This is a genomic window from Kitasatospora sp. NPDC101801, from assembly GCF_044766665.1.
Lineage (GTDB): Bacteria > Actinomycetota > Actinomycetes > Streptomycetales > Streptomycetaceae > Kitasatospora.
The window spans coordinates 1-26,865 of sequence record NZ_JBIWML010000004.1; the positions used below are offsets into that span (position 1 = coordinate 1).

General features: G+C 69.1%; 20 protein-coding genes. 12 read left to right on the forward strand and 8 right to left on the reverse strand.

The features are described from left to right. Positions 1 to 329: 329 nt before the first annotated feature. The 12 genes from ACIRPK_RS07780 to ACIRPK_RS07835 all read left to right on the forward strand — a co-directional run bounded on the left by ACIRPK_RS07780 (position 330) and on the right by ACIRPK_RS07835 (position 16,346). Positions 330 to 2,054: an ABC transporter family substrate-binding protein gene (locus ACIRPK_RS07780; protein WP_403034517.1), complete on the forward strand. Its 1,725-nt coding sequence runs from the start codon at positions 330 to 332 to the stop codon at positions 2,052 to 2,054. Positions 2,055 to 2,287: 233 nt separating this feature from the next. After that, entirely contained in the window at positions 2,288 to 4,156 is a 1,869-nt protein-coding gene (gene typA, locus ACIRPK_RS07785) for a translational GTPase TypA (RefSeq protein ID WP_403034520.1), read from the forward strand. Between the two features lie 411 nt (positions 4,157 to 4,567). Further along, a complete protein-coding gene (locus ACIRPK_RS07790) occupies positions 4,568 to 6,190 on the forward strand; it encodes an ABC transporter substrate-binding protein (RefSeq protein ID WP_403034523.1) in 1,623 nt (540 codons plus the stop codon). A 152-nt stretch (positions 6,191 to 6,342) separates the two neighbouring features. Beyond that, entirely contained in the window at positions 6,343 to 7,269 is a 927-nt protein-coding gene (locus ACIRPK_RS07795) for an ABC transporter permease (protein WP_403034525.1), read from the forward strand. Further along, the gene (locus tag ACIRPK_RS07800) at positions 7,262 to 8,206 is read left to right on the forward strand and encodes an ABC transporter permease (protein WP_403034526.1); all 945 of its coding nucleotides are present in this window, start codon (positions 7,262 to 7,264) and stop codon (positions 8,204 to 8,206) included. The genes ACIRPK_RS07795 and ACIRPK_RS07800 overlap by 8 nt, the downstream gene beginning before the upstream one ends. A gap of 15 nt (positions 8,207 to 8,221) precedes the next feature. Continuing rightward, positions 8,222 to 9,271: an ABC transporter ATP-binding protein gene (locus ACIRPK_RS07805; RefSeq protein WP_057227189.1), complete on the forward strand. Its 1,050-nt coding sequence runs from the start codon at positions 8,222 to 8,224 to the stop codon at positions 9,269 to 9,271. Beyond that, complete coding sequence (locus ACIRPK_RS07810; RefSeq protein ID WP_403034529.1) at positions 9,264 to 10,277, forward strand: ABC transporter ATP-binding protein; 1,014 nt, start codon at positions 9,264 to 9,266, stop codon at positions 10,275 to 10,277. The genes ACIRPK_RS07805 and ACIRPK_RS07810 overlap by 8 nt, the downstream gene beginning before the upstream one ends. Positions 10,278 to 10,429: 152 nt before the next feature. Next, positions 10,430 to 12,049: an ABC transporter substrate-binding protein gene (locus ACIRPK_RS07815; RefSeq protein ID WP_403034530.1), complete on the forward strand. Its 1,620-nt coding sequence runs from the start codon at positions 10,430 to 10,432 to the stop codon at positions 12,047 to 12,049. A gap of 228 nt (positions 12,050 to 12,277) precedes the next feature. Further along, positions 12,278 to 13,204, forward strand: coding sequence for an ABC transporter permease (locus ACIRPK_RS07820; RefSeq protein ID WP_403034533.1), 927 nt, complete (start codon positions 12,278 to 12,280; stop codon positions 13,202 to 13,204). Next, positions 13,197 to 14,195: an ABC transporter permease gene (locus tag ACIRPK_RS07825; RefSeq protein WP_403034535.1), complete on the forward strand. Its 999-nt coding sequence runs from the start codon at positions 13,197 to 13,199 to the stop codon at positions 14,193 to 14,195. The genes ACIRPK_RS07820 and ACIRPK_RS07825 overlap by 8 nt, the downstream gene beginning before the upstream one ends. Positions 14,196 to 14,212: 17 nt before the next feature. Next, complete coding sequence (locus ACIRPK_RS07830; RefSeq protein WP_403034538.1) at positions 14,213 to 15,265, forward strand: ABC transporter ATP-binding protein; 1,053 nt, start codon at positions 14,213 to 14,215, stop codon at positions 15,263 to 15,265. A gap of 25 nt (positions 15,266 to 15,290) precedes the next feature. Further along, positions 15,291 to 16,346 carry an ABC transporter ATP-binding protein gene (locus tag ACIRPK_RS07835; RefSeq protein WP_403035114.1) on the forward strand — a complete coding sequence of 352 codons (1,056 nt, stop codon included), beginning with the start codon at positions 15,291 to 15,293 and terminating at the stop codon, positions 16,344 to 16,346. Between the two features lie 37 nt (positions 16,347 to 16,383). Here ACIRPK_RS07835 and ACIRPK_RS07840 read toward each other — a convergent pair whose 3' ends face one another. From ACIRPK_RS07840 to mshB, 8 genes are all read right to left on the reverse strand, one after another. Then, a complete protein-coding gene (locus ACIRPK_RS07840) occupies positions 16,384 to 17,457 on the reverse strand; it encodes an ABC transporter ATP-binding protein (RefSeq protein WP_403034540.1) in 1,074 nt (357 codons plus the stop codon). Positions 17,458 to 17,473: 16 nt separating this feature from the next. Next, positions 17,474 to 18,550, reverse strand: a complete 1,077-nt coding sequence (locus tag ACIRPK_RS07845; protein WP_403034543.1) for an ABC transporter ATP-binding protein — start codon at positions 18,548 to 18,550, stop codon at positions 17,474 to 17,476. Between the two features lie 65 nt (positions 18,551 to 18,615). Beyond that, a complete protein-coding gene (locus ACIRPK_RS07850; RefSeq protein WP_403034546.1) occupies positions 18,616 to 19,593 on the reverse strand; it encodes an ABC transporter permease in 978 nt (325 codons plus the stop codon). 141 nt (positions 19,594 to 19,734) lie between these two features. Continuing rightward, positions 19,735 to 21,501 carry an ABC transporter substrate-binding protein gene (locus ACIRPK_RS07855; protein WP_403034548.1) on the reverse strand — a complete coding sequence of 589 codons (1,767 nt, stop codon included), beginning with the start codon at positions 21,499 to 21,501 and terminating at the stop codon, positions 19,735 to 19,737. Positions 21,502 to 21,613: 112 nt separating this feature from the next. Next, a complete protein-coding gene (locus tag ACIRPK_RS07860; protein ID WP_403034550.1) occupies positions 21,614 to 22,639 on the reverse strand; it encodes an ABC transporter permease in 1,026 nt (341 codons plus the stop codon). Positions 22,640 to 23,176: 537 nt separating this feature from the next. Further along, on the reverse strand, positions 23,177 to 25,270 hold the full coding sequence (locus ACIRPK_RS07865) for a peptidoglycan binding domain-containing protein (RefSeq protein ID WP_403034552.1): 2,094 nt from the start codon (positions 25,268 to 25,270) through the stop codon (positions 23,177 to 23,179). Positions 25,271 to 25,531: 261 nt separating this feature from the next. Continuing rightward, a complete protein-coding gene (locus tag ACIRPK_RS07870) occupies positions 25,532 to 25,960 on the reverse strand; it encodes a DUF6113 family protein (protein WP_403034555.1) in 429 nt (142 codons plus the stop codon). Continuing rightward, positions 25,957 to 26,856: an N-acetyl-1-D-myo-inositol-2-amino-2-deoxy-alpha-D-glucopyranoside deacetylase gene (gene mshB, locus ACIRPK_RS07875; RefSeq protein WP_403034557.1), complete on the reverse strand. Its 900-nt coding sequence runs from the start codon at positions 26,854 to 26,856 to the stop codon at positions 25,957 to 25,959. The genes ACIRPK_RS07870 and mshB overlap by 4 nt, the downstream gene beginning before the upstream one ends. Positions 26,857 to 26,865 lie beyond the last annotated feature (9 nt).

The following is a 26,865-nucleotide window of genomic DNA, read 5'->3' on the forward strand; positions in this document are numbered from 1 at the left end:
CGAGCAGGCCTGGATCAACGAACCGAAGCGAGAGACAGAACCAGCACAACAGCCCGCATAGCATCAAACCGTCTCATTTGACTTGACAACTTCCGGGCCCCTGGGTGGTCGACGGCTGAGTGCCTGCCTACGGTGCAGCCCCGGGCCCCTGGGTGGTAGACGGCTGAGCGCCTGCCGACAGCGCAGCCCCCGGGCCCCTGGACCGTAGACCTGGAGCGCCTGCCTACGGTGCGGCCCCGGGCCCCCCGGGCAGTGCCATTCGGGTGCATCTCCGGGGTCTGACGTCGTGTCAGCCACCGGGGGTCGTCGGGGGCCGGTTGACTCGGGAGATGCGTGCCCGTCAGCTTCTCGCCGTTGCCGTCCTGACCGTGCTGTTGGCCGGGTGCTCCGAGGACCCGGGGCCCGAGCCGAGGGCGTCGGACGTCGCCACCGTGGCCCGGGACCAGGTCAAGGACGGCGGGACGCTGCGGTGGGCGGTGGAGGCGGTCCCGGCCACGCTCAACGTGTTCCAGCCGGAGGCCACCGCCGACAGTGAGCTGCTCACCGAGGCCCTGCTGCCGCACCTGTTCCGGTGGGACGACCACGCCCGCCCCACCGCGGACCCGGACTACCTGGCCGCCGCGGAGTCCACCCCGGCCGGCCAGCGCCCGCAGACCGTCACGTACCGCCTCAACCCGAAGGCGGTCTGGACCGACGGCACCCCGATCACCGCGGCCGACTTCATCGCGCAGTGGCACGCCCTGGGCGAGGCCGCCGACCCGGCCTACCGGACCGACCGCCCGGCGGGCTACGCCGCGATCGCCGCCGTCACCCAGGGCGCCGACGCCCGCGAGGTCAAGGTCGCGTTCAAGCAGTCGTACGCGGGCTGGCGGACGCTGTTCAGCCCGCTCTACCCGGCCGCCGCCAGCGCGACCCCGGCCGCCTTCAACCAGCCGCTGACCAACGCCCCGTCGGCCGGACCGTTCACGGTGAAGACGTACGACCGGGCCGGCGGCAGGGCCACCGTGGTCCGCAACCCGCGCTGGTGGGGTGACCCCGCCAAGGCGGAGGCGATCGACTTCCTGGCCACCCCGGCCGCCAAGCGCCTGGACGCTCTCGACCAGGGCACGCTGGACATCGCCGCGCTCACCGACGCCGTCGACCACGCCACCCCGGCCGCGCAGACCAACGCCGCCCCGCCCGACGCGGCCGCCGTCGCGGAGGCGTCCGCCCAGGCGCTGCGCCGGGCCGAGGCACTGCCGGGCCTGAAGCTGCACCGGGCCGTCGCCCCGGCCTTCGCCCAGCTGACCCTGAACGGCACCCGGGGGCCGCTGGCCGACCCCGCCGTCCGCCGGGCGGTGGCCCGCGCGGTCGATCGGCAGCGGGTCGCCGAGGCCGCCGTCGACCCGCTCGGGCTGACGCCCGTACCGCTCGGGCACCACCTGCTGATGGCGGGTCAGGACGGCTACCAGGACAACAGCTCCGCCGCGGGCGGTGCCTCCGCCGCCGAACTGCTCGACCAGGCCGGCTGGCACCGGGGCGGCGCGGCCCGGACCAAGGACGGCAAGGAACTGGCCCTCGGTCTGCTGATCCCGGAGGGCTCGGCCGGAGCCCGACGCGCGGCCGACGCGCTGACCGCCGGTCTGGCCGAGGCGGGCATCACGCTCCGCCCGCAGGCCGTCCCCGCGGAGAGCTTCCTGAAGGACCACCTGGCCACCGGCGAGTACGACCTGGCGCTGTTCTCCTGGCCGGCCGGCCAGGACGCCACCGGCGCGGCCACCCGCTACGGCAAGCCCCGGCCCGGTCCGGACGGCCTGCCGGTGATCGGCCGCAACTACGCCAGGACCGGCAGCGAGGAGATCGACCAGTTGATCGCCCAGGCGGACGCCGAGCTCGACCCGGCGGCCCGGCGGGCCCTGCTCCAGGAGGCCGACGCGCGGATCTGGCAGGTGGCCCACTCCGTCCCGCTCTACCAGCGCCCCGACCTGGTCGCGGTCCGGACCGAGGTGGCCAACGCGGGCGCCTTCGGCTTCGCCACCCCGCGCTTCCAGGACCTCGGTCTGCGCCGGGGCTGACCCGTTCAGAACCGCCCTGTGACCCGTCCGGCCTGCCCGTTTCGGTGGCGCTCGGTGGTTCCACGTACCATAGGAGGAAGCCGTGGCATGTCGTGCCCGGCGGGTGGACCGGTAGTAGCAGGCGGAACGGGCGGCGGCGATCAACGGATCGCAGGTCGCCCGCGGCGAAGACGCTGATCAACGCTGAACGCAGCCGGGCGCCGTAACCCACGATCCGGGAGATACCGCTCAGCATGCCCACGCGCAGTGACATTCGTAACGTTGCCATCGTCGCCCACGTCGACCACGGCAAGACGACCCTCGTCGACGCCATGCTGAAGCAGGCCGGTGCCTTCGCCGCCCACCAGCACCTCGACGACCGGATGATGGACTCCAACGACCTGGAGCGCGAGAAGGGCATCACCATTCTCGCGAAGAACACGGCAGTGAAGTACCACCCCAAGGAGGGTGGCGCGCCGATCACGATCAACATCATCGACACCCCGGGCCACGCCGACTTCGGTGGCGAGGTGGAGCGCGGCCTGTCCATGGTCGACGCCGTCGTGCTGCTGGTGGACGCCTCCGAGGGTCCGCTCCCGCAGACCCGCTTCGTGCTCCGCAAGGCGCTGACCGCCAAGCTGCCGGTCATCCTCTGCATCAACAAGACGGACCGCCCGGACTCCCGGATCGACGAGGTCATCAACGAGACCTACGACCTCTTCCTGGACCTGGACGCGACCGAGGACCAGATCGAGTTCCCGATCGTCTACGCCTGTGCGCGTGACGGTGTGGCCTCGATGACCAAGCCGGAGAACGGCACCGTGCCGCCGGACAGCGACTCGCTGGAGCCGTTCTTCTCCACCATCCTGGAGCACGTCCCGGCCCCGGTGTACGACGAGGCCGCCCCGCTCCAGGCGCACGTCACCAACCTGGACGCCGACAACTTCCTCGGCCGTATCGCCCTCTGCCGGGTCGAGCAGGGCGAGCTGCGCAAGGGCCAGCAGGTCGCGTGGATCAAGCGTGACGGCACCATCCAGAACGTCAAGATCACCGAGCTGCTGATGACCGAGGCGCTCACCCGCAAGCCGGCCGAGGTGGCCGGCCCCGGCGACATCTGCGCCGTCGCGGGTATCCCGGACATCATGATCGGCGAGACCCTGGCCGACCCGGAGAACCCGATCGCGCTGCCGCTGATCACGGTCGACGAGCCCGCCATCTCGATGGTCATCGGCACCAACACCTCGCCGCTGGTCGGCAAGGGCGGCAAGGGCCACAAGGTCACCGCCCGCATGGTGAAGGACCGCCTGGACCGCGAGCTGGTCGGTAACGTCTCGCTCCGCGTGCTGCCGACCGAGCGTCCGGACGCCTGGGAGGTCCAGGGCCGTGGTGAGCTCGCGCTCGCCATCCTGGTCGAGACCATGCGCCGGGAGCTGTTCGAGCTCACCGTCGGCAAGCCGCAGGTGGTCACCAAGATCGTCAACGGCAAGACCCACGAGCCGGTCGAGCGGATGACCATCGACAGCCCCGAGGAGTATCTCGGTGCCATCACCCAGCTGATGGCGACCCGTAAGGGTCGGATGGAGACCATGACGAACCACGGCTCCGGCTGGGTCCGGATGGAGTTCATCGTCCCGTCGCGCGGCCTGATCGGCTTCCGCACCCAGTTCCTCACCGACACCCGCGGCACCGGCATCGCGCACTCCATCTTCGAGGGCCACGAGCCGTGGTTCGGCGAGCTCCGGATGCGCAACAACGGTTCGCTGGTGGCCGACCGCGCGGGCGTCGTGACGCCGTTCGCGATGATGGGCATCCAGGAGCGCGGCACGCTCTTCGTGGAGCCCACCACCGAGGTGTACGAGGGCATGATCGTCGGCGAGAACTCGCGCCAGGACGACATGGACATCAACATCACCAAGGAGAAGAAGCTCACCAACATGCGTGCCGCTTCCTCCGACACCACCGAGAACCTGGTGCCGCCGCGCAAGCTCTCGCTGGAGCAGAGCCTCGAGTTCTGCCGCGAGGACGAGTGCATCGAGGTGACCCCGGAGACCGTGCGCATCCGCAAGGTCGTCCTGGACGCCAAGGAGCGTGGCCGTACGGCCTCGCGCGCCAAGAAGAACTGACGCAGTACCACCGGCCCGGCCCGGCACCTCTCTTGGGAGTGCCGGGCCGGGCTTTTTCGTGACGCTGTGCTGTCAACGCGCGTAGCGATTGTGAGAGGTAAGTGTTCGTTAATCGGACGTGACGAGCTGTCATTCATGACAACTGTCCGTTTAGTACCTGTCTGGGTATGTCTGGTATGTCCGATTTTCGAAACTCGGCGTCCGCTCATGTGACCAAAATGAGATCAGTAATGGCCTAGTTCGTATCCGAGCGTGACGGATAGTGGGTGCAGTCGAGCTCGGGTCAAAGGTTTGCGCAGGGGTGCGCGCCGAACCTGAGCGAGGAAAGCACCGTCTGACCCACGGCGACGAAGCCGGTCAGCCCCCCGCGGTGCGCTCCACGTTTGCAACAGGAATTCAGGAGGCACACCCATGCGCGGTGCCAGCCAGGCCAAGTGGGTCGTCGCAGCCGTCGCGGTCGCCCTTGCGGCCACCGCCTGCGGTAGCGGTTCGTCGTCCAGCTCGGACGGAGCGGCCAACGCGGCCGGGACGTTCAGCTACCAGAGCACCGAGCCGCAGCACCCGCTGCAGCCCGCCAACGCGATGGAGGTCGGTGGCGGTCGCGTCGTCAAGAACCTCTTCCGCGGTCTGGTCGACTACGACCCCGCCGACGGCAAGCTGCGCAACCAGGTGGCCGACAAGATCGAGACCACCGACGCCCAGCACTACACCGTCACCCTGAAGTCCGGCTGGACCTTCCACGACGGAACCCCGGTCACCGCGGCCTCCTTCGTGGACGCTTGGAACTGGTCGGCCAACACGAAGAACGACCAGATCAACTCGAACTGGTTCTCCGACATCGCCGGCTACGACGCGGTGCACCCGGAGAAGGGTGACCCGACTGCCGACAAGATGTCCGGTCTGAAGGTCGTGGACGACACGCACTTCACCATCGACTTGACTGCCCCGGTCTCGTACTTCCAGTACAAGCTCGGCTACACCGCCTTCTCGCCGCTGCCGAAGTCCTTCTTCGCGGACCCGGCGAAGGCCGGCGAGAACCCGGTCGGCAACGGCCCCTACAAGTTCGTCTCGTGGGAGCACAACAAGGCCGTCACGCTCGCCGCCTACGACAAGTACGCCGGCAGTGACAAGCCGAAGAACGGCGGCATCGTCTTCAAGAACTACTCCCAGGCCGAGGCCGCCTACAAGGACCTGGTCTCGGACAACCTGGACGTGCTCGACCAGGTGGACCCGTCCGACCTGGCCTCGTACAAGAACGACCTGGGTGACCGCGCGGTCGACCAGCCGATGGGTGGCATCACCTCGATCGCCTTCGCCATGTACCAGGACGCTTGGAAGAGCGTCGACAAGGCGAAGGTCCGGCAGGGCCTGTCGATGGCGATCGACCGCGAGACCATCACCAAGACCGTGCTGAACGGTTCGCGGGCCGCCGCCGACGCCTGGGTCGCCCCGGGTGTCGCGGGTTACAAGAAGGGCGCCTGCGGCGAGGCGTGCACCTTCAACCCCGAGCAGGCGAAGAAGCTGATCACCGAGGGTGGCGGCGTCCCGAACAACAAGCTCACCATCACGTACAACGCCGACGGTGGCCACAAGGACTGGGTCGACGCGGTCTGCAACTCGATCCGCCAGTCCACCGGTGTGGAGTGCGTCGGCGACGCGAAGCCGGACTTCAAGTCCGCCCGTGACGTCATCGACGGCCACAAGGTCGAGTCCCTGATGCGCTCCGCCTGGCAGCAGGACTACCCGCTGAACGCCAACTTCCTGCGGGACATCTACGGCACCGGCGCCTCGGCGAACGACTCGCTGTACTCCAGCCCGGCGTTCGACAAGCTCGCCAAGGAGGCCGACGCGGCCGCCGACGTGACCAAGACCACCGAGCTGTACGCGCAGGCCGAGGCCCAGCTGGCCAAGGACATGCCGTCCATCCCGCTCTGGTACTACAAGGTCAACTCCGGTTGGTCCAAGAAGGTCCAGAACGTGAAGTTCGACTCGTTCGGCGACCCGGTCTTCACCCAGGTCGAGGTCAAGAAGTAATTCGGCCGGAACCACTCGGCCCGCCTGGGCTGCGAGCAGCGCAGCCCGGCACACAGCAGCAGGCGTAACGGGCCGGTGCGGATCCCCGCTCCCCACAAGGGAGTTGGGGCCCGCACCGGCCGCTTCCGCGCCGACCACGCAATGGAGGCATGATGGGGCGCTTTGTCGCGAGGCGACTGCTCCAGATGATCCCGGTGTTCCTCGGTACGACCGCGCTCATCTTCTTTATGGTGAACGTTCTGCCGGGTGACCAAGTCCGGGCACTGTGGGGCGACAAGCAGCCGGACCCGGCCCAGCTCGCCTCGCTGAAGCACAAGCTCGGCCTGGATCTCCCGCTCTGGCAGCAGTACCTGCACTACATGGGGAACCTGTTCACCGGGAACTTCGGCGAGACCATGGCGGGCCGTCAGGTGATCGACGTGATCACCGAGGCGCTGCCGGTCACGATCCGGCTGGCGCTGATGGCCTTCGCCATCGAGATCGTCTTCGGGGTCGGGATCGGCCTGCTGTCCGGTCTCAAGCGCGGGAAGTTCGCCGACAAGAGCACCCTGGTCTTCACGCTGATCCTGATCTCGATCCCGGTGCCGGTGCTCGGCTACCTGTTCCAGACGCTCTTCGCGGACCAGCTCAAGTGGGTCACGCCGACCGTCCAGGACTCGATGAACCTGAGTCAGCTGCTGCTGCCCGCCGTGGTGCTGGGCTCGCTCTCGCTGGCGTACGTCGCCCGGCTGAGCCGCACCTCGATCGTGGAGAACATCCGCGCCGACTACATCCGCACCGCGACGGCCAAGGGCCTGCCGCGTCGGAGGATCATCGGCACCCACCTGCTGCGCAACTCGATGATCCCGGTCGTCACCTTCCTCGGCACCGACCTCGGCGCCCTGATGGGCGGCGCGATCGTCACCGAGGGCATCTTCAACGTCAAGGGTGTCGGCAACGCGCTGTTCCGCGCGATCAACCAGAAGGAAGGCGCGACGGTCGTCGGCTTCGTGGTCGTCCTGGTCATCGTCTACCTCGTCGCCAGCCTGATCGTCGACCTGCTCTACGCGGTCCTGGACCCGAGGATTCGGTATGCCTGACCTGATCGAGAAGAAGACCGCCGCCAAGATCCCGGCCCAGAGCGGTGGTTCGGCCCCCGCGCCGAAGCCGGAGAAGGCCCGCAGCCTCGGCTCGGACGCCTGGGACGACCTGCGCCGCCGACCGATCTTCCTGATCTCGGCCGCGCTGATCCTGGTGCTGATCGTGATGACCGTGGTCCCCGGCCTGTTCACCTCGGTGGACCCGCGCGCCGGCGACCTGCGCAACCACTACCTGAGCACGCCGAACTACGGCCACTTCTTCCAGGCCGACTGGCTCGGCTACGACGGCCAGGGCCGGTCGATCTACGCCCGCGTGGTGTACGGCGCCCGGGCCTCGATCATCGTGGGCATCTGCGTCACGGCCGCGGTGACCGTGACCGGTGGCATCATCGGCATGCTGGCCGGCTACTTCGGCGGCTGGATCGACACCCTGCTCTCCCGGGTGACCGACATCTTCTTCGGCATCCCGCTGCTGCTCGGCTGCCTGGTGGTGCTGAACGCCTTCACCGAGCGCACCGTGTGGTCCGTGGTCTTCGCGCTCACCGCGCTCGGCTGGACCCAGATGGCCCGCGTGATGCGCGGCTCGGTGATCACGGTCAAGCAGGCCGACTACGTCACCGCCGCCAAGGCGCTCGGGGCCGGCACCAGCCGGATCCTGCTCAAGCACGTGCTCCCGAACGCGATCGCCCCGGTGATCGTGGTGGCCACCATCGCGCTGGGCGGTTACATCGCCACCGAGGCGACGCTGAGCTTCCTGGGCATCGGTCTGCAGGACCCGACCATCTCCTGGGGCATCGACATCAACTCGGCCCAGAAGGTGATCCGCACCGCCCCGTTCGCGCTGTTCTTCCCGGCCGGGATGCTCAGCCTCACGGTGCTGGCCTTCATCATGATGGGCGACGCCGTGCGTGACGCCCTCGACCCGAAGCTGCGCTGAGAGGCGGTAGGCACCATGACCACTGTGATCGAGAAGGCCCAGGCGACCGACCGCCTCGTCCCCGGCACGCCCCTGCTCGAAGTGCGTGACCTGCACGTCGAGTTCAAGACCAAGGACGGCATCGCCAAGGCCGTCAACGGGGTCAACTACAGCGTGAGCGCGGGGGAGACCCTGGCCGTGCTGGGCGAGTCGGGCTCCGGGAAGTCCGTCACCGCGCAGACCATCATGGGCATCCTGGACATGCCGCCGGGCCGGATCACCTCCGGGGAGATCCTGTTCCGCGGCCAGGACATGCTCAAGATGAGCAACGAGGAGCGCCGGAAGCTGCGCGGCCGGAAGATCGCGATGATCTTCCAGGACGCGCTGTCCTCGCTCAACCCGGTGCTCAGCGTGGGCTACCAGCTCGGCGAGATGTTCCGGGTGCACGAGGGCGCCTCCCGCAAGGAGGCCAAGGCCAAGGCCATCGAGCTGATGGACCGGGTGCGCATCCCGGCCGCCAAGCAGCGGGTCGGCGACTACCCGCACCAGTTCTCCGGCGGCATGCGGCAGCGCATCATGATCGCGATGGCGCTGGCCCTGGAGCCGGACCTGATCATCGCGGACGAGCCCACCACCGCCCTGGACGTCACCGTCCAGGCCCAGGTGATGGACCTGCTGGCCGAGCTCCAGGCCGAGTACCACATGGGCCTGATCCTGATCACCCACGACCTCGGCGTGGTGGCCGACGTCGCGGACAAGATCGCCGTGATGTACGCCGGCCGGATCGTCGAGACCGCCCCCGTGCACGAGCTGTACGCCAACCCGGCGCACCCGTACACCGAGGGCCTGCTCCGCTCGATCCCGCGGTTGGACCAGAAGGGCCAAGAGCTCTACGCGATCCAGGGCCTGCCGCCCAACCTGCTGAAGGTGCCCGCCGGTTGCGCCTTCAACCCGCGCTGCGACAAGGCCACCGACCTGTGCCGCAGCGAGATCCCCGCGCTGCACCAGGTGCTCGACCGGGACGGCGCCGAGCTCGCCGGCCGGAAGAGCGCCTGCCACCTCTGGAAGGAGACCCTCCATGGCTGAGCCCATCCTGGAGGTCAAGGACCTGGTCAAGCACTACCCGCTCAGCCAGGGCATCCTCTTCAAGAAGCAGATCGGCGCGGTCAAGGCGGTCGACGGCATCTCCTTCGACCTGATGCGCGGTGAGACGCTGGGCATCGTCGGCGAGTCGGGCTGTGGCAAGTCCACCCTGGCCAAGGTGCTGATGAACCTGGAGCGGGCCACCGCCGGCCAGGTGCTCTACAAGGGCGAGGACATCTCCAAGCTCTCGGGCGCCGCGCTGAAGGCCGTCCGCCGCAACATCCAGATGGTGTTCCAGGACCCGTACACCTCGCTGAACCCCCGGATGACGGTGGGCGACATCATCGGCGAGCCGTACGAGATCCACCCGGAGGTGGCGCCGAAGGGCGACCGTCGCAAGGCCGTTCAGGACCTGCTCGACGTGGTCGGCCTCAACCCGGAGTACATCAACCGGTACCCGCACCAGTTCTCCGGCGGTCAGCGGCAGCGGATCGGGATCGCCCGTGGGCTGGCGCTCAAGCCGGAGATCATCATCTGCGACGAACCGGTCTCCGCGCTGGACGTCTCGGTGCAGGCCCAGGTGATCAACCTGCTGGAGCAGCTACAGAGCGACTTCGAGCTGTCGTACATGTTCATCGCGCACGACCTCTCGATCGTCCGGCACATCTCCGACCGGGTCGGCGTGATGTACCTCGGCAAGATGGTGGAGATCGGCACCGACGAGGAGATCTACGAGCACGCCACCCACCCGTACACCCAGGCGCTGCTGTCGGCGGTGCCGGTGCCGGACCCGACCGCGCGGGCGAACCGGGACCGGATCGTCCTGGTCGGCGACATCCCCTCGCCGGCCAACCCGCCGAGCGGCTGCCGGTTCCGGACCCGGTGCTGGAAGGCGGAGGAGCGTTGCTCCACCGAGCTCCCGCTGCTCGCGGTGCCGTCCCTGGACGGCGCGGCGGCGCACGAGTCGGCCTGCCACTTCGCCGCCGAGCGGGTGCTCAGCACGGTCTGACCGAGCCTCAGTCTGACGGCCCCACAGCTCACGCTGTGGGGCCGTCGGCGTTGTGGCCTCCACCCATCCGGCGGTACCACGGTCGCGCCGTCGGGCCGGTGCCCGTCGAATGGGGTGTGATGCGTCACAGACCTTCTGAGGAGGAGCCCTCCATGCCCGCAGCCACCAGAACCCGCTGGGCCGTTATCGGTGCGACGTCCGTGGCCCTGGTGGCCACCGGATGCGGAAGCAGCGGGAGCGGCGGCGGCTCGGCCGACGCCGGCAAGACCTTCAGCTACCAGAGCAGCGAGCCGCAGAACCCGCTCCAGCCCGCCAACGCGAACGAGGTGGGCGGCGGCCGGATCTCGCAGAACCTGTTCAAGGGTCTGGCCGACTACGACCCGGACAACGGCAAGCTGCGGATGCAGATGGCCGACAAGATCGACACCACCGACTCGAAGACGTTCAACGTGACGCTCAAGTCGGGGTGGACCTTCCACGACGGCACGCCGGTCAAGGCGAAGAACTTCGTGGACGCCTGGAACTGGGCGGCGACCACGGCGAACAACCAGATCAACAGCTCCTGGTTCTCCGACATCCAGGGCTACACCGACGTGCACCCGAAGAGCGGGGCCGCGACCAAGACCACCATGTCGGGCCTGACGGTGGTGGACGACACCCACTTCACCATCGTGCTCAACAACACGGTGTCGTACTTCCCGTACAAGCTCGGCTACGTCGCCTTCTCCCCGCTGCCGGACGGCTTCTTCGCCGACCCGACCGGGTACGGCCAGAAGCCGGTCGGCAACGGCCCGTACCAGTTCGTCAGTTGGGAGCACAACTCCCAGGTCGTCACCAAGGCCTTCGCCAACTACCAGGGCGTGGACAAGCCGAAGAACGGCGGTGTCGTCTTCAAGATGTACACCACAGCCGAGGCCGCCTACGCGGACCTGCAGTCCAACAACCTGGACGTGATGGACCAGGTGCCGCCGTCGGCGCTGGCCAACTACAAGAACGACCTCGGCGACCGGGCGATCGACGCGCCGCAGGGGTCGATCCAGAACATCGGCTTCACGCTCTACCAGTCCGACTGGGCCGGGGCGAACAAGGCCAAGGTCCGGCAGGGCCTGTCGATGGCGATCGACCGCGACACCATCACCAAGACGGTGCTCCAGAACTCCCGCAAGCCGGCCAGCTCCTGGGTGGCCGAGGGCGTCGAGGGCTACAAGGAGGGCATCTGCGGTGACTCCTGCAAGTTCGACGCCACCAAGGCCAAGCAGCTGATCACCGAGGGCGGCGGCGTCCCGAACAACAAGCTGCTGATCACCTACAACGCCGACGGCGGCCACAAGGAGTGGGTGGACGCGGTCTGCAACTCGATCCGGCAGGCCACCGGCGTCGACTGCGTCGGTGACCCGAAGACCGACTTCAAGACCGCCCGTGCGGCGATCACCGGACACACCATCAACGGTGCGTTCCGGACCGGCTGGCAGCAGGACTACCCGCTGAACGCCAACTTCCTCGCCGACGTCTACCGGACCGGTGCGGCCTCGAACGACTTCGGCTACAGCAGCCCGCAGTTCGACCAGCTGGCCAACACCGCCGACCAGGCCGCCTCGGTGCAGGCCTCGGTCACCGGCTACCAGGCGGCGGAGGCGGTGCTCGCCCAGGACTTCCCGGCGATCCCGCTCTGGTACTACCGGACCAACTCCGGCTACTCCACCAAGGTGCAGAACGTGAAGTTCGACTCCTTCGGCAACCCGGCCTGGACCCAGGTCGAGGTCAAGGGCTGACAGCCACCCCCGCCGGCCCCGCCCTCCCCATCCGGGAGGGCGGGGCCCAGGCACCCGGGAGTGGCCCGTGGATCAGGCCGCGGCGCCAGGGCACGCACCTCGCCGGTCTGTCGCCGATGCTCCGCATGGACTCCCTCCTCCGCACCGCCGAGGCACGCACCCTGGCGCCGCGGCCTGATCCGACCTGATCCACAAGCCACTCCCGCCCCCCTTGCGGAAGGAGGAACGATGGGCAGCTACGTCCTACGGCGAGTGCTGCAGATGATCCCGGTGTTCTTCGGTGCGACCCTGCTGATCTTCCTGATGGTCTACACCCTGCCGGGTGACCCGATCGCCGCCATGTACGGCGACAAGGCGGCCGACCCGGCGACGGTGGCCAACCTGCGGCACAAGTTCTACCTGGACCAGCCGCTCTGGAAGCAGTACCTGCACTACATGGGCAACGTCCTGACCCTGGACTTCGGCACCAGCTTCACCGGACGCCCGGTCTCCGAGATCATGGCCGACGCGTTCCCGGTCACCATCCGGCTGGCCCTGGTCGCCTTCTTCTTCGAGATCGTGATCGGTCTGACGCTGGGTCTGCTCTCCGGTCTCAAGCGCGGCTCGGTCGCCGACACCCTGGTGCTGGTGCTCACCCTGGTGGTGATCTCGATCCCGGTGTTCGTGCTCGGCTACATCGCCCAGACCATCTTCGCGATCGATCTCGGCTGGGTGACCGCGACCGTGCAGGACTCCACGGACATCACCCAACTCATCCTGCCCGGCCTGGTGCTGGCCTCGCTCTCGTTGGCGTACGTGGCCCGGCTCACCCGGACCTCGATCGGCGAGAACCTGCGGGCCGACTACATCCGCACCGCGACGGCCAAGGGCCTGCCCCGACGCACCATCATCAGCCGTCACCTGCTGCGCAACTCGCTGATCCCGGTGGTCACCTTCCTCGGGACCGACCTGGGCGCGCTGATGGGCGGTGCGATCGTCACCGAGGGCATCTTCAACATCGCGGGCGTCGGCAACATCCTCTACCGGGCGATCAACCAGAAGGAGGGCCCGACCGTGGTCGGCGTGGTCACCGTCCTGGTGCTGGTCTACCTGGTCGCCAGCCTGGTGGTGGACCTGCTCTACGCCGTCCTGGACCCGAGGATCCGCTATGCCTGACGTGCACGACGAGAACGACCCGAGGCCGGTCCCGCCGGCCGGCAGCAGCCACCTGGACTACGCGGGCAGTCAGGGCCTGCTGGTCGAGCAGGACACCATACTGGAGCCCGATCCGACCAAGCGCGAGGAGGCCCGCAGCCTCTGGGGCGACGCCTGGCGGGATCTCCGGCGGCGGCCGATCTTCCTGATCTCCGCCGTGCTGATCGTCCTCCTGCTGGTGATCGCGGCCTTCCCCGGCCTGTTCACCGACGCCGACCCGCGCCAGGCGGACCTGGTCAAGAACTACCTGCGCAAGCCGGACTGGGCCGACGTCTTCGGCGCCGGCTGGTTCGGCTACGACGGCCAGGGCCGGTCGATCTACGCCCGGGTGCTGTACGGCGCCCGCGCCTCGATCATCGTCGGTGTCTGCGTCACCCTCGCGGTCACCCTGGTCGGTGGCCTGGCCGGCATGCTGTCCGGGTACTTCGGCGGCTGGGTGGACGCGATCATCTCCCGGATCGTGGACATCTTCTTCGGCATCCCGCTGCTGCTCGGCGCCCTGGTGCTGCTGAACGCCTTCACCACCCGCACGGTGTGGAGCGTGGTCATCGCGCTGGCCTTCCTGGGCTGGACCCAGATCGCCCGCGTGATGCGCGGCGCGGTGCTGACGGTCAAGCAGGCCGACTACGTGGTGGCGGGCCGGGCCCTCGGCGCGGGCACCAACCGGCTGATGTTCCGGCACATCCTGCCGAACGCGATCGCCCCGGTGATCGTGGTCGCCACCATCGCGCTGGGCGGCTACATCACCGCCGAGGCGACGCTGAGCTTCCTGGGCATCGGCCTGCAGGACCCGACCATCTCCTGGGGCGTGGACATCTCCTCGGCCCAGAAGGTGATCCGCACCGCCCCGTTCGTGCTGTTCTTCCCGGCCGCCGCGCTGTCCGTCACCGTGCTGGCCTTCATCATGATGGGCGACGCCGTGCGTGACGCCCTCGACCCGAAGCTGCGCTGAGAGCGAGGGACGCACCGATGACCACCGCAGTCGACACCGGCAAGCAGGTCCACGAGGCGCCCTACCAGGGGCCGCTGCTGGACGTCCGGGACCTGCACGTCGAGTTCAAGACCCGGGACGGGCTGGTCAAGGCCGTCAACGGGGTCAACTACAGCGTGAGCGCGGGGGAGACCCTGGCCGTGCTGGGCGAGTCGGGCTCCGGGAAGTCCGTCACCGCGCAGGCCATCATGGGCATCCTGGACATGCCGCCGGCCCGGATCCCGCAGGGCGAGATCCGGTTCCGCGGCCAGGACATGCTCACCATGGACAAGGAGACCAGGCGGCAGATCCGCGGCCAGAAGATCGCGATGATCTTCCAGGACGCACTGTCCTCGCTCAACCCGGTGCTGACCGTCGGCTTCCAGCTCGGCGAGATGTTCCGGGCCCATCGGGGCGCCTCCCGGAAGGACGCCAAGGCCAAGGCGATCGAGCTGATGGACCGGGTGCGGATCCCGGCCGCCAAGGACCGGGTGGGGGACTACCCGCACCAGTTCTCCGGCGGCATGCGGCAGCGCATCATGATCGCGATGGCGCTGGCCCTGGAGCCGGACCTGATCATCGCGGACGAGCCCACCACGGCGCTCGACGTGACGGTGCAGGCGCAGGTGATGGACCTGCTGGCGGAGTTGCAGGCCGAGTACCACATGGGCCTGATCCTGATCACCCACGACCTCGGTGTGGTCGCCGACGTCGCGGACAAGATCGCGGTGATGTACGCCGGCCGGATCGTCGAGACGGCACCCGTGCACGAGCTGTACGCGCGCCCGGCGCACCCGTACACCCGGGGGCTGCTGGACTCGATCCCCCGGCTGGACCAGAAGGGCCAGGAGCTCTACGCGATCAAGGGCCTGCCGCCCAACCTGCTGCACATCCCGCCGGGCTGCGCCTTCAACCCGCGCTGCCCCCGGGCGCAGGACATCTGCCGCCAGGAGGTGCCCGCGCTGTTCCAGGTCACCGACCGGGACGGGGCCGAGCTGACGGGGCGGCAGAGTGCCTGCTTCTACTGGAAGGAGACCCTCGGTGACGCCTAACGGAGCGAGTGCGCTCGGCACCACGGTGCCGGAGGAGGTGGCCTTCCAGCAGGAGGTGCCGAAGGGCGAGCCGATCCTGGAGGTGCGCGACCTGGTCAAGCACTTCCCGCTGACCAAGGGCATCCTGTTCCGGAAGCAGGTCGGCGCGGTCAAGGCGGTCGACGGGGTCTCGTTCGACCTGATGCAGGGTGAGACGCTGGGCATCGTCGGCGAGTCGGGCTGTGGCAAGTCCACGCTGGCCAAGGTGCTGATGAACCTGGAGAACGCGACGGCCGGCTCGGTCCGCTACAAGGGCGAGGAGATCTCCCGGCTGAGCGGTGCCGCGCTGAAGGCGGTGCGGCGCAACATCCAGATGGTGTTCCAGGACCCGTACACCTCGCTGAACCCCCGGATGACGGTGGGCGACATCATCGGCGAGCCGTACGAGATCCACCCGGAGGTGGCGCCGAAGGGTGACCGTCGTAAGGCGGTGCAGGACCTGCTGGACGTGGTGGGGCTGAACCCGGAGTACATCAACCGGTACCCGCACCAGTTCTCGGGCGGTCAGCGGCAGCGGATCGGGATCGCGCGAGGTCTGGCGCTCAAGCCGGAGATCATCATCTGCGACGAACCGGTCTCCGCGCTGGACGTCTCGGTGCAGGCCCAGGTGATCAACCTGCTGGAGCAGCTGCAGAGCGACTTCGAGCTGTCGTACATGTTCATCGCGCACGACCTCTCGATCGTCCGGCACATCTCCGACCGGGTCGGCGTGATGTACCTCGGCAAGCTGGTCGAGATCGGCAGCGACCTGGAGATCTACGACCACGCGATCCACCCGTACACCCAGGCGCTGCTGTCGGCCGTGCCGGTGCCCGACCCGACCGCGCGGGCCGACCGGGACCGGATCGTGCTGGTGGGTGACATCCCGTCGCCGGCCAACCCGCCGAGCGGCTGCCGGTTCCGCACCCGGTGCTGGAAGGCCCAGCCGAAGTGCGCGGAGGAGGTGCCGGAGCTGGTGGTCCGGCCCTGGTTGCACGATCTGGCGGCGCACGACTCGGCCTGTCACTTCGCTGCCGAGCGTGAGACGGACCTGGAGAAATGACGAAGGGCCGCCCCCTCGGGGGCGGCCCTTCCGCCTTCTACAGTTCCTTCGCTTCCCGGGGCTCCGGGACGGCGGCGGTGCTGCCGTCCTCCGGGAAGTGGCAGGCCGTCAGGTGGCCGGCCAGGTTGCCGGAGAGCTGCACCAGCGGCGGCTCCTCGGTGGCGCACTTGTCCTGCGCCTTCCAGCACCGGGTGCGGAACCGGCAGCCGGTCGGCGGGTTGATCGGCGACGGGACGTCACCGACCAGCCGGATCCGCTCGCGGACGTCGTCCGGGTCGGCCTCGGGCACGGCGGAGAGCAGCGCGTGGGTGTACGGGTGCCGGGGGCTCTCGTACAGCGACTTGCGGTCCGCGATCTCGACGATCTTGCCCAGGTACATCACCGCGACGCGCTGCGAGAAGTGCCGGACGATCGAGAGGTCGTGCGCGATGAACAGGAAGGCGATGCCCAGGTCCTTCTGCAGCTGCTGCAGCAGGTTGACCACCTGGGCCTGGATCGAGACGTCGAGCGCGGAGACCGGCTCGTCGGCCACGATCAGCTTCGGGCTGAGCGAGAGCGCGCGGGCCACGCCGATGCGCTGGCGCTGGCCGCCGGAGAACTCGTGCGGGAAGCGGTTGTAGTGCTCCGGGTTGAGGCCGACGGTCTCCAGCAGCTCCTGCACCCGGTTCTGGATGCCGCCCTTGGGGTTGATCCCGTTGATCTCCATCGGCGCGCCGATGATCGCGCCGACGGTCTGCCGCGGGTTCAGCGAGGAGTACGGGTCCTGGAAGATCATCTGGATCTCGGACCGGATCGGCGCCAGCTGCTTGCGGGAGGCGTGGGTGATGTCCTGGCCCGCGTAGGTGAGCTTGCCGTCGGTCGGTTCCAGCAGGCGGGTGACCACCCGGCCGAGGGTCGACTTGCCGCAGCCGGACTCGCCGACCAGGCCGACCGACTCGTTGGCGTACACGTCGAGGTCGATGCCGTCCACCGCGTGGACCGCGCCGACCTGACGCTTGAACAGCAGACCGTCCATCACCGGGAAGTGCTTCTTCACGCCGGAGAGCTGGAGCAGCGGGTCACCGGTGGCGGGGGTCGCGTCGGGCTTGTCGAGGGTCAGTTCGTTGCTCATGGTGTCGCCGTCCCTCTCAGCCGAGTCGGGGCTGGATCTGGTCGATGAAGATGCTCTGCTTCTGTCCCGCGGACAGGTGGCAGGCGGTGGCGTGCCCGGTCTCCGGCGCGAGCGGCGGACGCTCGGTGGTGCACTTGCCGCCGACCACCTGCTCCCGGTGGTCGCAGCGCGGGTTGAACGGGCAGCCGGTGGGCAGGTTGATCAGGCTGGGCGGGGTGCCCCGGACCGGCCGGAGCGGGACGTCCACCGGGCCGGTGAGGCTGGGCATCGAGGACAGCAGGCCCCAGGTGTACGGGTGCTGGGGGTTCTTCAGCACCTCGCGCACGGTGCCGCGTTCGACCGCCCGGCCCGCGTACATCACCATGATGTCCTGCGCGGTCTTGGCCACCACACCGAGGTCGTGGGTGATCAGGATGATCGCGGTGCCCATCTCCTGCTGGAGGTCCTTGAGCAGGTCGAGGATCTGGGCCTGGACGGTGACGTCCAGCGCGGTGGTCGGCTCGTCCGCGATGACCAGCTTCGGGTTGCAGACCAGCGACATGGCGATCATCGCCCGCTGGCGCATACCGCCGGAGAACTGGTGCGGGTAGTCGTCCACCCGGGTGGTCGGCTGCGGGATGCCGACCTTGGTGAGCATCTCGATCGAGCGGTCCCGGGCCTCCTTCTTGCTGGCCCCGGTGTGCTTCCGGAAGGTCTCGCCGATCTGCTTGCCGATGGTGTGGAACGGCGACAGCGCGGTCAGCGGGTCCTGGAAGATCATCGACATGGTGGCGCCGCGGAGCTTCTCCAGCTCCTTGGCCGGGGCGCCCACCAGCTCCTGGCCGGCCAGCCGGATCGAGCCGGTGATCTCGGTGCTGTCCGGGTTGTGCAGACCGAGCACGGCCAGGTTGGTCACCGACTTCCCGGAGCCGGACTCGCCCACGATGCCGAGCGTGGTGCCCGGCTCGACCTCGAAGGACAGGCTGTCCACGGCCCGGACCACGCCGTCCTCGGTGCTGAAGCGGACCGAGAGGTCACGGACGGAGAGGAAGGGCGAGCTGCTGCTGCCGCCGCGGTCGGCGGCCGCCTCCTCGGGCTTGGCCAGGGTGGTCATGGACGGGGCTCCTCGGTGTGGTACGTGAGGTCGGGCGGGCTGGAACGGCCAGGGGGTGTCGGCCGTCAGGCCAGACGGATGCGCGGGTCGATCAGGGCGTACGCGGCGTCCACGATGATGTTGAAGACCACGATCAGGGTGGCGGCCACCAGGGTGACACCGACCAGCATCGACAGGTCGGAGTCCCGGTAGGCGCCGATCGCGAGCTCGCCGAGACCGTGCAGGCTGAAGACGGTCTCGGTGATGATCGCGCCACCGAGCAGGACACCGAGGTCGATGCCGAAGACGGTGACGATGGTGCCCATCGCGCCGCGCCAGGCGAACCGGAGGAAGACCGAACGGCCCGACATGCCCTTGGCCCGCGCGGTCCGGACGTAGTCCTCGGACAGCTGCTCGACCATGGAGGAACGCGTCATGCGGGTGTAGTTGGCGGTCCAGATCAGCGAGAGCACGATCCACGGGACCAGCAGGCCGCTGAACCAGGCGATCGGGTCCTCGGTGATCGGGGTGTAGGACGGCTGCTTCAGCAGGTCGGTGGAGTACACCAGCGCGAACAGGGCGAGCGGGCCGGCCACGTAGATCTGCATCGAGGAGGCGATCAGCGAGGCGGCGCTGGCGATCTTGTCGGCGGCCTTGCCCTGCTTGTGGGCGGCCAGCATGCCGGTACCGATACCGAAGACCAGGAAGACGGCGGCCGAGCCCACGGTCAGCGACAGCGTGGTCGGGAAGCGGTCCAGCAGGACGTCGGTGATCATCTCCTGCTTGACGAAGGAGTAGCCGAGGCAGGGGGCGTCGCAGTGGGCGGCGGAGTAGTCACGGCCGATGAAGATCCCGCTGAACCAGTGCCAGTACTGCATGATCGTCGACTCGTCGAGCCCCATGCTGTGCCGGATCAGGGCGAGGTTCTCGGGGGTGCAGACCTTGCCGCAGGAAAGGCGTGCCGGGTCCGCCGGGATTTTGAAGAACAGCCAGAAGGTGACCAGGCTGATGATCAGCAGGATGACGAGTGCGCCGAGAGAACGGCGGACGAGGAAACGGAGCATGGGGTCGGGCTCTCCTGGTCGGGGCGCCGGCTGCGAGTGCGGTGGGCGGAGCAGGGCGGTGGGGCGATGGCCGGACCACGGGGCGCCGGTGCTCGGGGATGTGCGAGACCGGCGCCCCGTGGAACTACCGCTGGGCTGTTACTACTTGACGTAGATGTTCAGCGGGTACTGCAGGCCGAACAGGCTGTCGAACTTGACGCCACCGAGGCCCGAGCCGTAGAGGCTGAGCGAGCGCTGGTAGACGTCCGGGATCGAGTAAGCCTTCTTCTGCAGCTCCTTGTCGATCGCGGCCCACGCCTTGCCCTGGGCGACCGGGTCGGCGATCTTGACCGCGTCGTCCATCAGCTTGTTGATGGCCTCGTCGTTGACGTGCGCGTAGTTGGCCGCACTGTCAGCGATCGCGCGACCGTCCCACACCGGCTGGAGCGAGGTGTAACCGGTCGGCCAGTCGGCACCCCAGCCACCCCAGTACAGGTCGAACTCGTTGTTCACGACGCCGATGGCGTCGTAGTAGGTCTTGGCGTCGAGCGGCTTCGGGACGAACTTGAAGCCGGCCTTCTCCAGGGCGATGCGGATCGCCTCGGTGACCTTCTGCTGCAGCGGGGTGTTGTTGTACGCGTAGACGATGGTCTGACCGGTGGCGCCGGCCTCCTCGAGCAGCTTCTTGGCCGCCTCCGGGTCACCCTCGGGCTTCTTGAGGATGCCGTACTGGTCGTTGGCCTCGTAGCCGAGAACAGTCGGGCTCATGTAGTTGGTCGCGTAGTCACCGTAGCTGGTGCCGCCCTGGAGCTGACGGGTCTGCTGGTGCGGGAACGCGCGGAGCAGCGCCTCGCGGACCTTCTGGTCCTTGATGCGGCTGTTGTTGATGTAGTAGTAGTCCACGTACGGGGTCAGGCCCTCGAGCGTGCGGGACTTGAGGGTCTCGTCGCCCTTCACCTTGTCGATGAAGGTGGGGTGGACCTGGTTGTGGAAGCTGAAGGTCGTCTTGTCAGCGCCGTTGTCCGCGATGAAACGCTCGGTGGACTGCTGCGACTGGACGCCGAACTCCATGTGCCACTTGTCCGGGTACGCGTTCCGGATCGGGTCGGTGGCCGGGTCCCAGTTGGGGTTGCGGACCAGGTCGAGCGACTTGTCGGTGACGTGCTCGGCGATCTGGTACGGACCGGAGGAGAACGGCTTCTTGTCGTAGGCCTCCTTGGTGTCCTGGGCCTTCGGCACGACGCCGTAACCGGTCATCGCCACGGTGAAGTTGGCGTCCGGGTGGACGTCCTTGAAGTTGAAGACGACCGTCTTCGCGTCCGGGGTCTGGATCGCGTCCAGCTCCTTGCCCTCGTACGGGCCCGGGTACGCCTCGCGGTACTTGTCGCTGGTCAGCCACGTCTGGAGGTACGTCGGGCCGGACTTGATGAACGGCGCGAAGGTGCGCTCCACCGAGTACTTGACGTCCGCCGAGGTGATCGGGGTGCCGTCCTGCCACTTCACCCCGTCCTTCAGGGTGAACTTCCAGGTCTTGCCACCGTCGGTGGTGCTGCCGGTGTCGGTCGCGAGGTCGCCGACCAGCTTCGAGGTGCCGTCCGCCTGCAGCTTGTAGCCGGTGAGCTGACGGGTGAAGAGCAGCGAGGCCTCGCTGTTGTAGTTCAGGTAGACCTGGGCCGGGTCGAGGTGCGAGAAGTCGTCGCGGTCGATCATCGTGACCGTGCCGCCCTTCTTCGCGCCGGGCTCCGCGACGGCCGGGCCGACCGAGTCGGCAGCGGTGCCGACGGTGATCGAGGTGGCCGCAACCTTGGACTTCGAGGCATCGGGCTTGCTGCCGGAGTTGCTGTTGCCGCTGGAGCACGCCGTGGTGACGGTGAGGGCCCCGACAACCATGACGGCCGCGGCGAGCTGCCGCGACTTACGAGCGTTCATGTTCTTCCTGCCTCTTGAGTGCCAGATAGGTGGTGGGTTGCCCGGGGCGGGCATGCCGATCCCCCCGGAGTCTGTGGGTCTTGGTACGCGGCTCACCGACGGCGGGCGACGGTCATCGCTTCGTCTTCGGGTCGAAGGCGTCGCGGACGGAGTCCCCGAGCAGGTTGAAGGCGAGGACGAACAGCACCATCGCCAGGCCCGGGAAGAGCAGGAAGGTGACGTCGGTGCGCAGGAAGTCGGCCGCGAGGGCGATCATCCGGCCCCAGTCCGGGGTGGGCTCGGGGACACCGACACCCAGGTAGGACAGACCGGCCTCGGCGGTCACGAACGCGGGCAGCGTCAGCGTGGACTGCACCAGGATCGGGGTCCACAGGTTGGGGAGCAGCTCCTTGAAGATGATCCGGAGCGGCGAGGCCCCGGTCACCTTCGCGGCCTCGATGAACTCCCGCTCGCGCAGCGACAGCGCGGTCGCCCGGAGGATGCGGGCCAGACCCATCCAGCCCAGCACCGAGAGCACGATGGTCACCGCGACGAACGGCAGCCAGGTGGGCTGCGCCTCGTTGTTGGCCACCAGCAGACCGGTCACCACCGGCATGATCGCGATCAGGAAGATCTGCGACGGGAACGACATCAGGATGTCGATGATGCGGCCGATGAAGTAGTCCGTCTTGCCGCCGAGGTAGCCGGCGGCGATACCGATCGCCACACCCAGCACCGTGGTCAGCAGCGAGGTGAGGAAGGCGATCAGCAGCGAGGTGCGGATGCCGTAGATCAGCTGCATGAACACGTCGCGGCCGAGGCCGGGCTCCAGACCGAACCAGAAGTCGGGGCTGATGCCGCCGTTCGGCCCCGTCGGCAGACCGGAGTCGGTCAGCAGGTCGGGGGTGTTCTGGCCGTACGTGGTGTTCGGGTCCTTGCCGTAGATCATCGAGATCAGCGGCGCACAGACGGCGATCAGGATGAACAGCAGCACGATGGCGGCACTGACCACGCCGGTGCGGTCGCGCAGGAAGCGGCGCCACATCAGCTTGCCGGGCGAGAGCCCGCGGAAGACCGGGGCCGACGCGCCGTCGGTCGGCGCGAGGGTGTCGGCCGTTCCGAGTTCGTCGGCCTCGGGGGCCTTGGTGGGGTTAGTCATGGTGCTGGAGCTCCCGCCCGGGGTGTAGCGGCTGCAAAAAGGTGATCGCACGGACTCTTGCAAGTCGTTTATCGAACGTCAAGAGTTCCCCAGTTGCTGGCCGTGCATTTCTTGGTTCGTGTTGGAATATCAACCACTTCGTAGTTCCAGACACCTTGACAAGCGTCCAGCGATACCGTCAAAAGTGGACATAGCGCCACAAAGTGAGTTCATGCGTCCGTAACCCGAACTTGGCAACTCCGGTATCAGGACAGACTGTCCGCGCATCCGTAAATGTGATGCGCGTAGACCCGGTGTCCGTTATGACGGTTATCACGGTCAATGTCCAGTGCAATTGCATGTCCGATAATCGGACACTACCGCTTTGTTGGGTCCGGCGGGGAATTTGGGGGCCATCGACCCAATTCAACCGGGGTCGTTGTCACGCACGGTTGCTGGCAATTTCACGCCACTGGCGAGTATTCGCCGCCCGGGGGAGCGGAAAGCGCGAGCCGGAGCCGTGGTGGCTCCGGCTCGCGCTGGGGCTTGCAAGGCGGGTCAGGCGAACTTGTACGCCCTGGTGCCGGTCTTCTCCAGCATCGAGGTGATGCCGTCCGCGACGTCCTGGGTGGTGATCGGGACGAGCGCGCTGCCCTTCTTGGTCTTGCTCTTGGCGAAGGCGCCGTCCAGCTCGGCGGTCAGCTTGTCCAGGTCCCAGGTCGGCACGATCTTGCCGGAGGCGTCCGGGGCCAGCGTGAGCACCTTGGCGGCGATCGCCTTGGTGAAGTCCCAGCGCTTGGTGCCGGCGGTGACCGAGACCGGCCCGCTGGTGACCTGCTTGCCGAGCGACTCGGCGGCGGCCTTCAACGCCTCCTCGGAGACCTTCGGCTGAGCCGCCGTCACCGGGACGCTCAGCACCGCGTCCGGCTGCCCGGCGGCCCGGGCCCGGTACGCCTGCTCGACCTGGTCCAGCGCGGCGGCGGCGTCCACCCGCTGTCCGGCCCGGCCGGGCACCACCTCGGCCTTGCCGTCCGGGGTGAACCGGACGAAGCCCTCCTGCAGGCCCGTGCTGGACTTGGCGCTCAGGCCCTCCAGCGCGGCCTTCAGCTTGGCCCGGTCGACCCGTACGGCGGGGGCCACCGCCTTGCTGCCGCCGGCCAGCGAACCGATCACCTCGACCGGGTTGTAACTGTGCCGGGTCAGCCCGTCCACCGTCTCGGTGGTGTCGAAGCCGAGCCCGGCGGCGGTCGGGTCCAGGTCCACGGTCTGCTCGCCGAGCTTGAGCTTGAGCGGCTGCTGGCCGGTCTTGGCCACCGTGCCGTCCAGCACGCTGACCGCCTGGTCCCGGGTGTCCCCGCCGATGTCGGTGCCGAGCACGGTGGTGCCCTTGGGGATGTCGGCCTGATTGAGCATCAGGCCGGTGCCGTACGCGGCGGCTCCGGCGAACAGCAGGCCGACCACGGCGTAGGTGGCCAGCTTGCGGCCCTTGCCCCGGCGGGCGGGGGCGGCGGCCGGGGCCTTGGCGGCGGGCTTCGGCGCGGGCGGCTCGGCCTCGGCGGCGGCCGGCTCGGGCGTGGCGGTGCCGAACGGGTCGGCGGGGGCGGTGCCGAACGGGTCGGCGGCCGGCGGCCGGGAGCCGTTCGGCCGGGTGCCGGGGAACGGCTCGGCGGGCTCGTACGAGACGTCGGCGAACCGGCCCGGCGCGGGCGACCGGCCGGTGCCGAACGGGTCGTTCGGGGGCTGCGGAGTGGCCTGCGGGGCGGAGCCGAACATCGCGGCACCGCCAGGTATGGCACCGGGCCTGGCCGAGGGGTCCTCGTAGTCGTCCCGGATCGGGTCGAAGCCGCCGATCTGGGTGTCCTCCGGCTCGCCGTGCGGGCGGGTCGCGAACGGGTCCGCCACCGGCGGGGCCTGACGGACCGGCTCCTCGCGGAACTGCTCCCCGCGGAACGGTTCGGCGGCGTACGGGTCGGCCGCGTACGGGTCGTTGGAGAACGGCCCGGCCGGCGGCCGGTGGTCGGCGTACGGGTCGTCGGACCGGCCGCCCGCAGGGGGCGGTCCCGAGGGCGCGAACGGCGAGGCGGGGGCCCCGGACGGGAGTGGTCCGGGCGGCATCCCGGGGCCGCCGGGGCGGGCCTGCCGGTCGGCGCTCTCGGCGCGCGGCGCACCGGCGGTCACCGGGGCCTGCGGGCCCTTCTGCCGGGGCCTGAACCACTCGCCGGTGTCGCTCCCGGATGGTGCGGCCGGGCCCTCCTGCTGCCACTCGGGCGGCAGGTTCGCCGGGGTGCTGCTCGGGGCGGTCGCGTCGACCACGCCCAGCACCGGGGAGGAGGGGGCGGCCGAACGGTGCCGGGGACCGGCGGGCTCGGCCGGCTCGCCGCTCTTCACCGGACTGCGCATCACCACCGGCGGGATCGGCCGGGAGCCCGGGATGTTGATCCGGACCCGGGTGGTCAGCGTGGTCTCGGTCTTCGGCACCTCGTCGGCCTCGGCCGGCTGGGCGGCCGCTGGCTGACCGGGCGTCGGGCCGAACGGGTCGGCACCGGAGCCGTTCGGGATGCCCGTGCCGTACGGCGGGGTGCCCGACGGGTAGGCATCCGGCCCGGTACGTCGGGGCGACGGATGCGCGCTGTCAGATTCGCGGCTGCTCAATGCTGCTCTGCTCCGGGTTCGCGGCCGCGCCGTGGGAACGGCGGTCGCGGGTTGTGGGGGTCACGGTCTCCCGGCGGCGGCTGCTGCACCGGCCGATGGGACCGAACACCCCTCCGACACCAGCTCTTCACATAGCTTCGGCAGGCCAGCAGGCCTGTCGCGGCACCACCTTACTGGGCAAACGTGCGTGGCGAACTGGTTCGGATAGAACCCGTTACGTCCGGTTCCTCCGGGAAAGGCGGGGTGACCGCTCGGGACCGGTCAGCGCGTCAGGCTGCCGTAGCCGAAGCCGGACCTGGTCGGCAGGGTGGCGCAGATCACTCCGCCGACCGCGCCGAGGAACAGGTAGGCGTAGGAGGTGAACCCGGCCGCCAGTACGAAGTCACCCTCCGGGCGCGGGGCCATCAGGACCATCAGCAGCAGGAACCAGCCCGCCAGCGGGACCCCGGCGCCGAGCTTGGTGCCGGTCACCCGCAGGCCGCCGTAGAACACCGCGAGGGTGGCGGCCAGCGCCAGCAGCAGGCCGGCCGGCGGCCAGAGCGACTGGACGAAGCAGCCGCAGAGCGAGACCACGGCGCCCAGGACGAACAGCAGCGGGTAGGCCACCAGGCGTCCGGTGCGCGACGGCTGACGCTCGGCCAGCCGCTCCGCGCGGCTGCCGAGGATCCGGGCGGGCAGGGTGCGGATCATCGGTGCGCCTCCAGCCCGAGACCGGCGAACAGGTCGGTCTCCGGCAGCTCGGGCCCGGGCTCGCCCCGGACCAGCTGGTAGTACTCGGTGGCCACCAGCGGCTGCCCGAGGTCGTTGCTCAACGCGAAGTACTCGCCGGAGACGGTGATCTGGGTGGCGTGCGCCGCCATCGCGGCGGCCTTCGCCCCGGCGTACGCCGCGCCGTCCAGCACGGTGGTGACCAGCTCGTCCGGCACCACCCCGGGCACGTCGGCCGGTGCCGCGACGCCGGGGAAGGGCGCGGCGGCGGCGGTCGCGGCCAGGCCGGCCTCGATCACCGAGCGCGGCATCCGGTTCCAGTACACCTTGGCGATCCGCCAGGCCGGGCCGAGCTCGGGGCGCCAGGCCGGGTCGGCGGCCAGTTCGGCGGCCCGCATGGCGACCTGATGGGCCTTCACGTGGTCCGGGTGCCCGTAGCCGCCCTGCTCGTCGTAGGTGACCAGGACCTGCGGCCGCAGCTCGCGGACCACCGCCACCAGGTGCCCGGCGGCCTCGTCCAGCGGGGCCCGCCAGAAGCAGTCGGGGCGGTCGTTCTCCGGCAGGCCCATCATCCCGGAGTCCCGGTAGCGGCCGGGGCCGCCCAGGAAGCGGAGGTCGGTGACGCCCAGCTCGCCCATCGCGGCGGCCAGTTCGCCGATCCGGTAGGTGCCCAGGGTGTCGGTCCGGTCGGCGGTCAGCTCGGCCAGCTCCGGCGGGATCACCTCACCGCCCTCGCCGAGCGTGCAGGTCACCAGCGTGACGGCGGCACCTTCGGCGGCGTACCTGGCCATGGTCGCGCCGTTGCCGATCGACTCGTCGTCGGGGTGGGCGTGCACCAGCAGCAGCCGGCGCGCGGGCCGTTCGGAGGCAGCGGTCATACCGGGCAG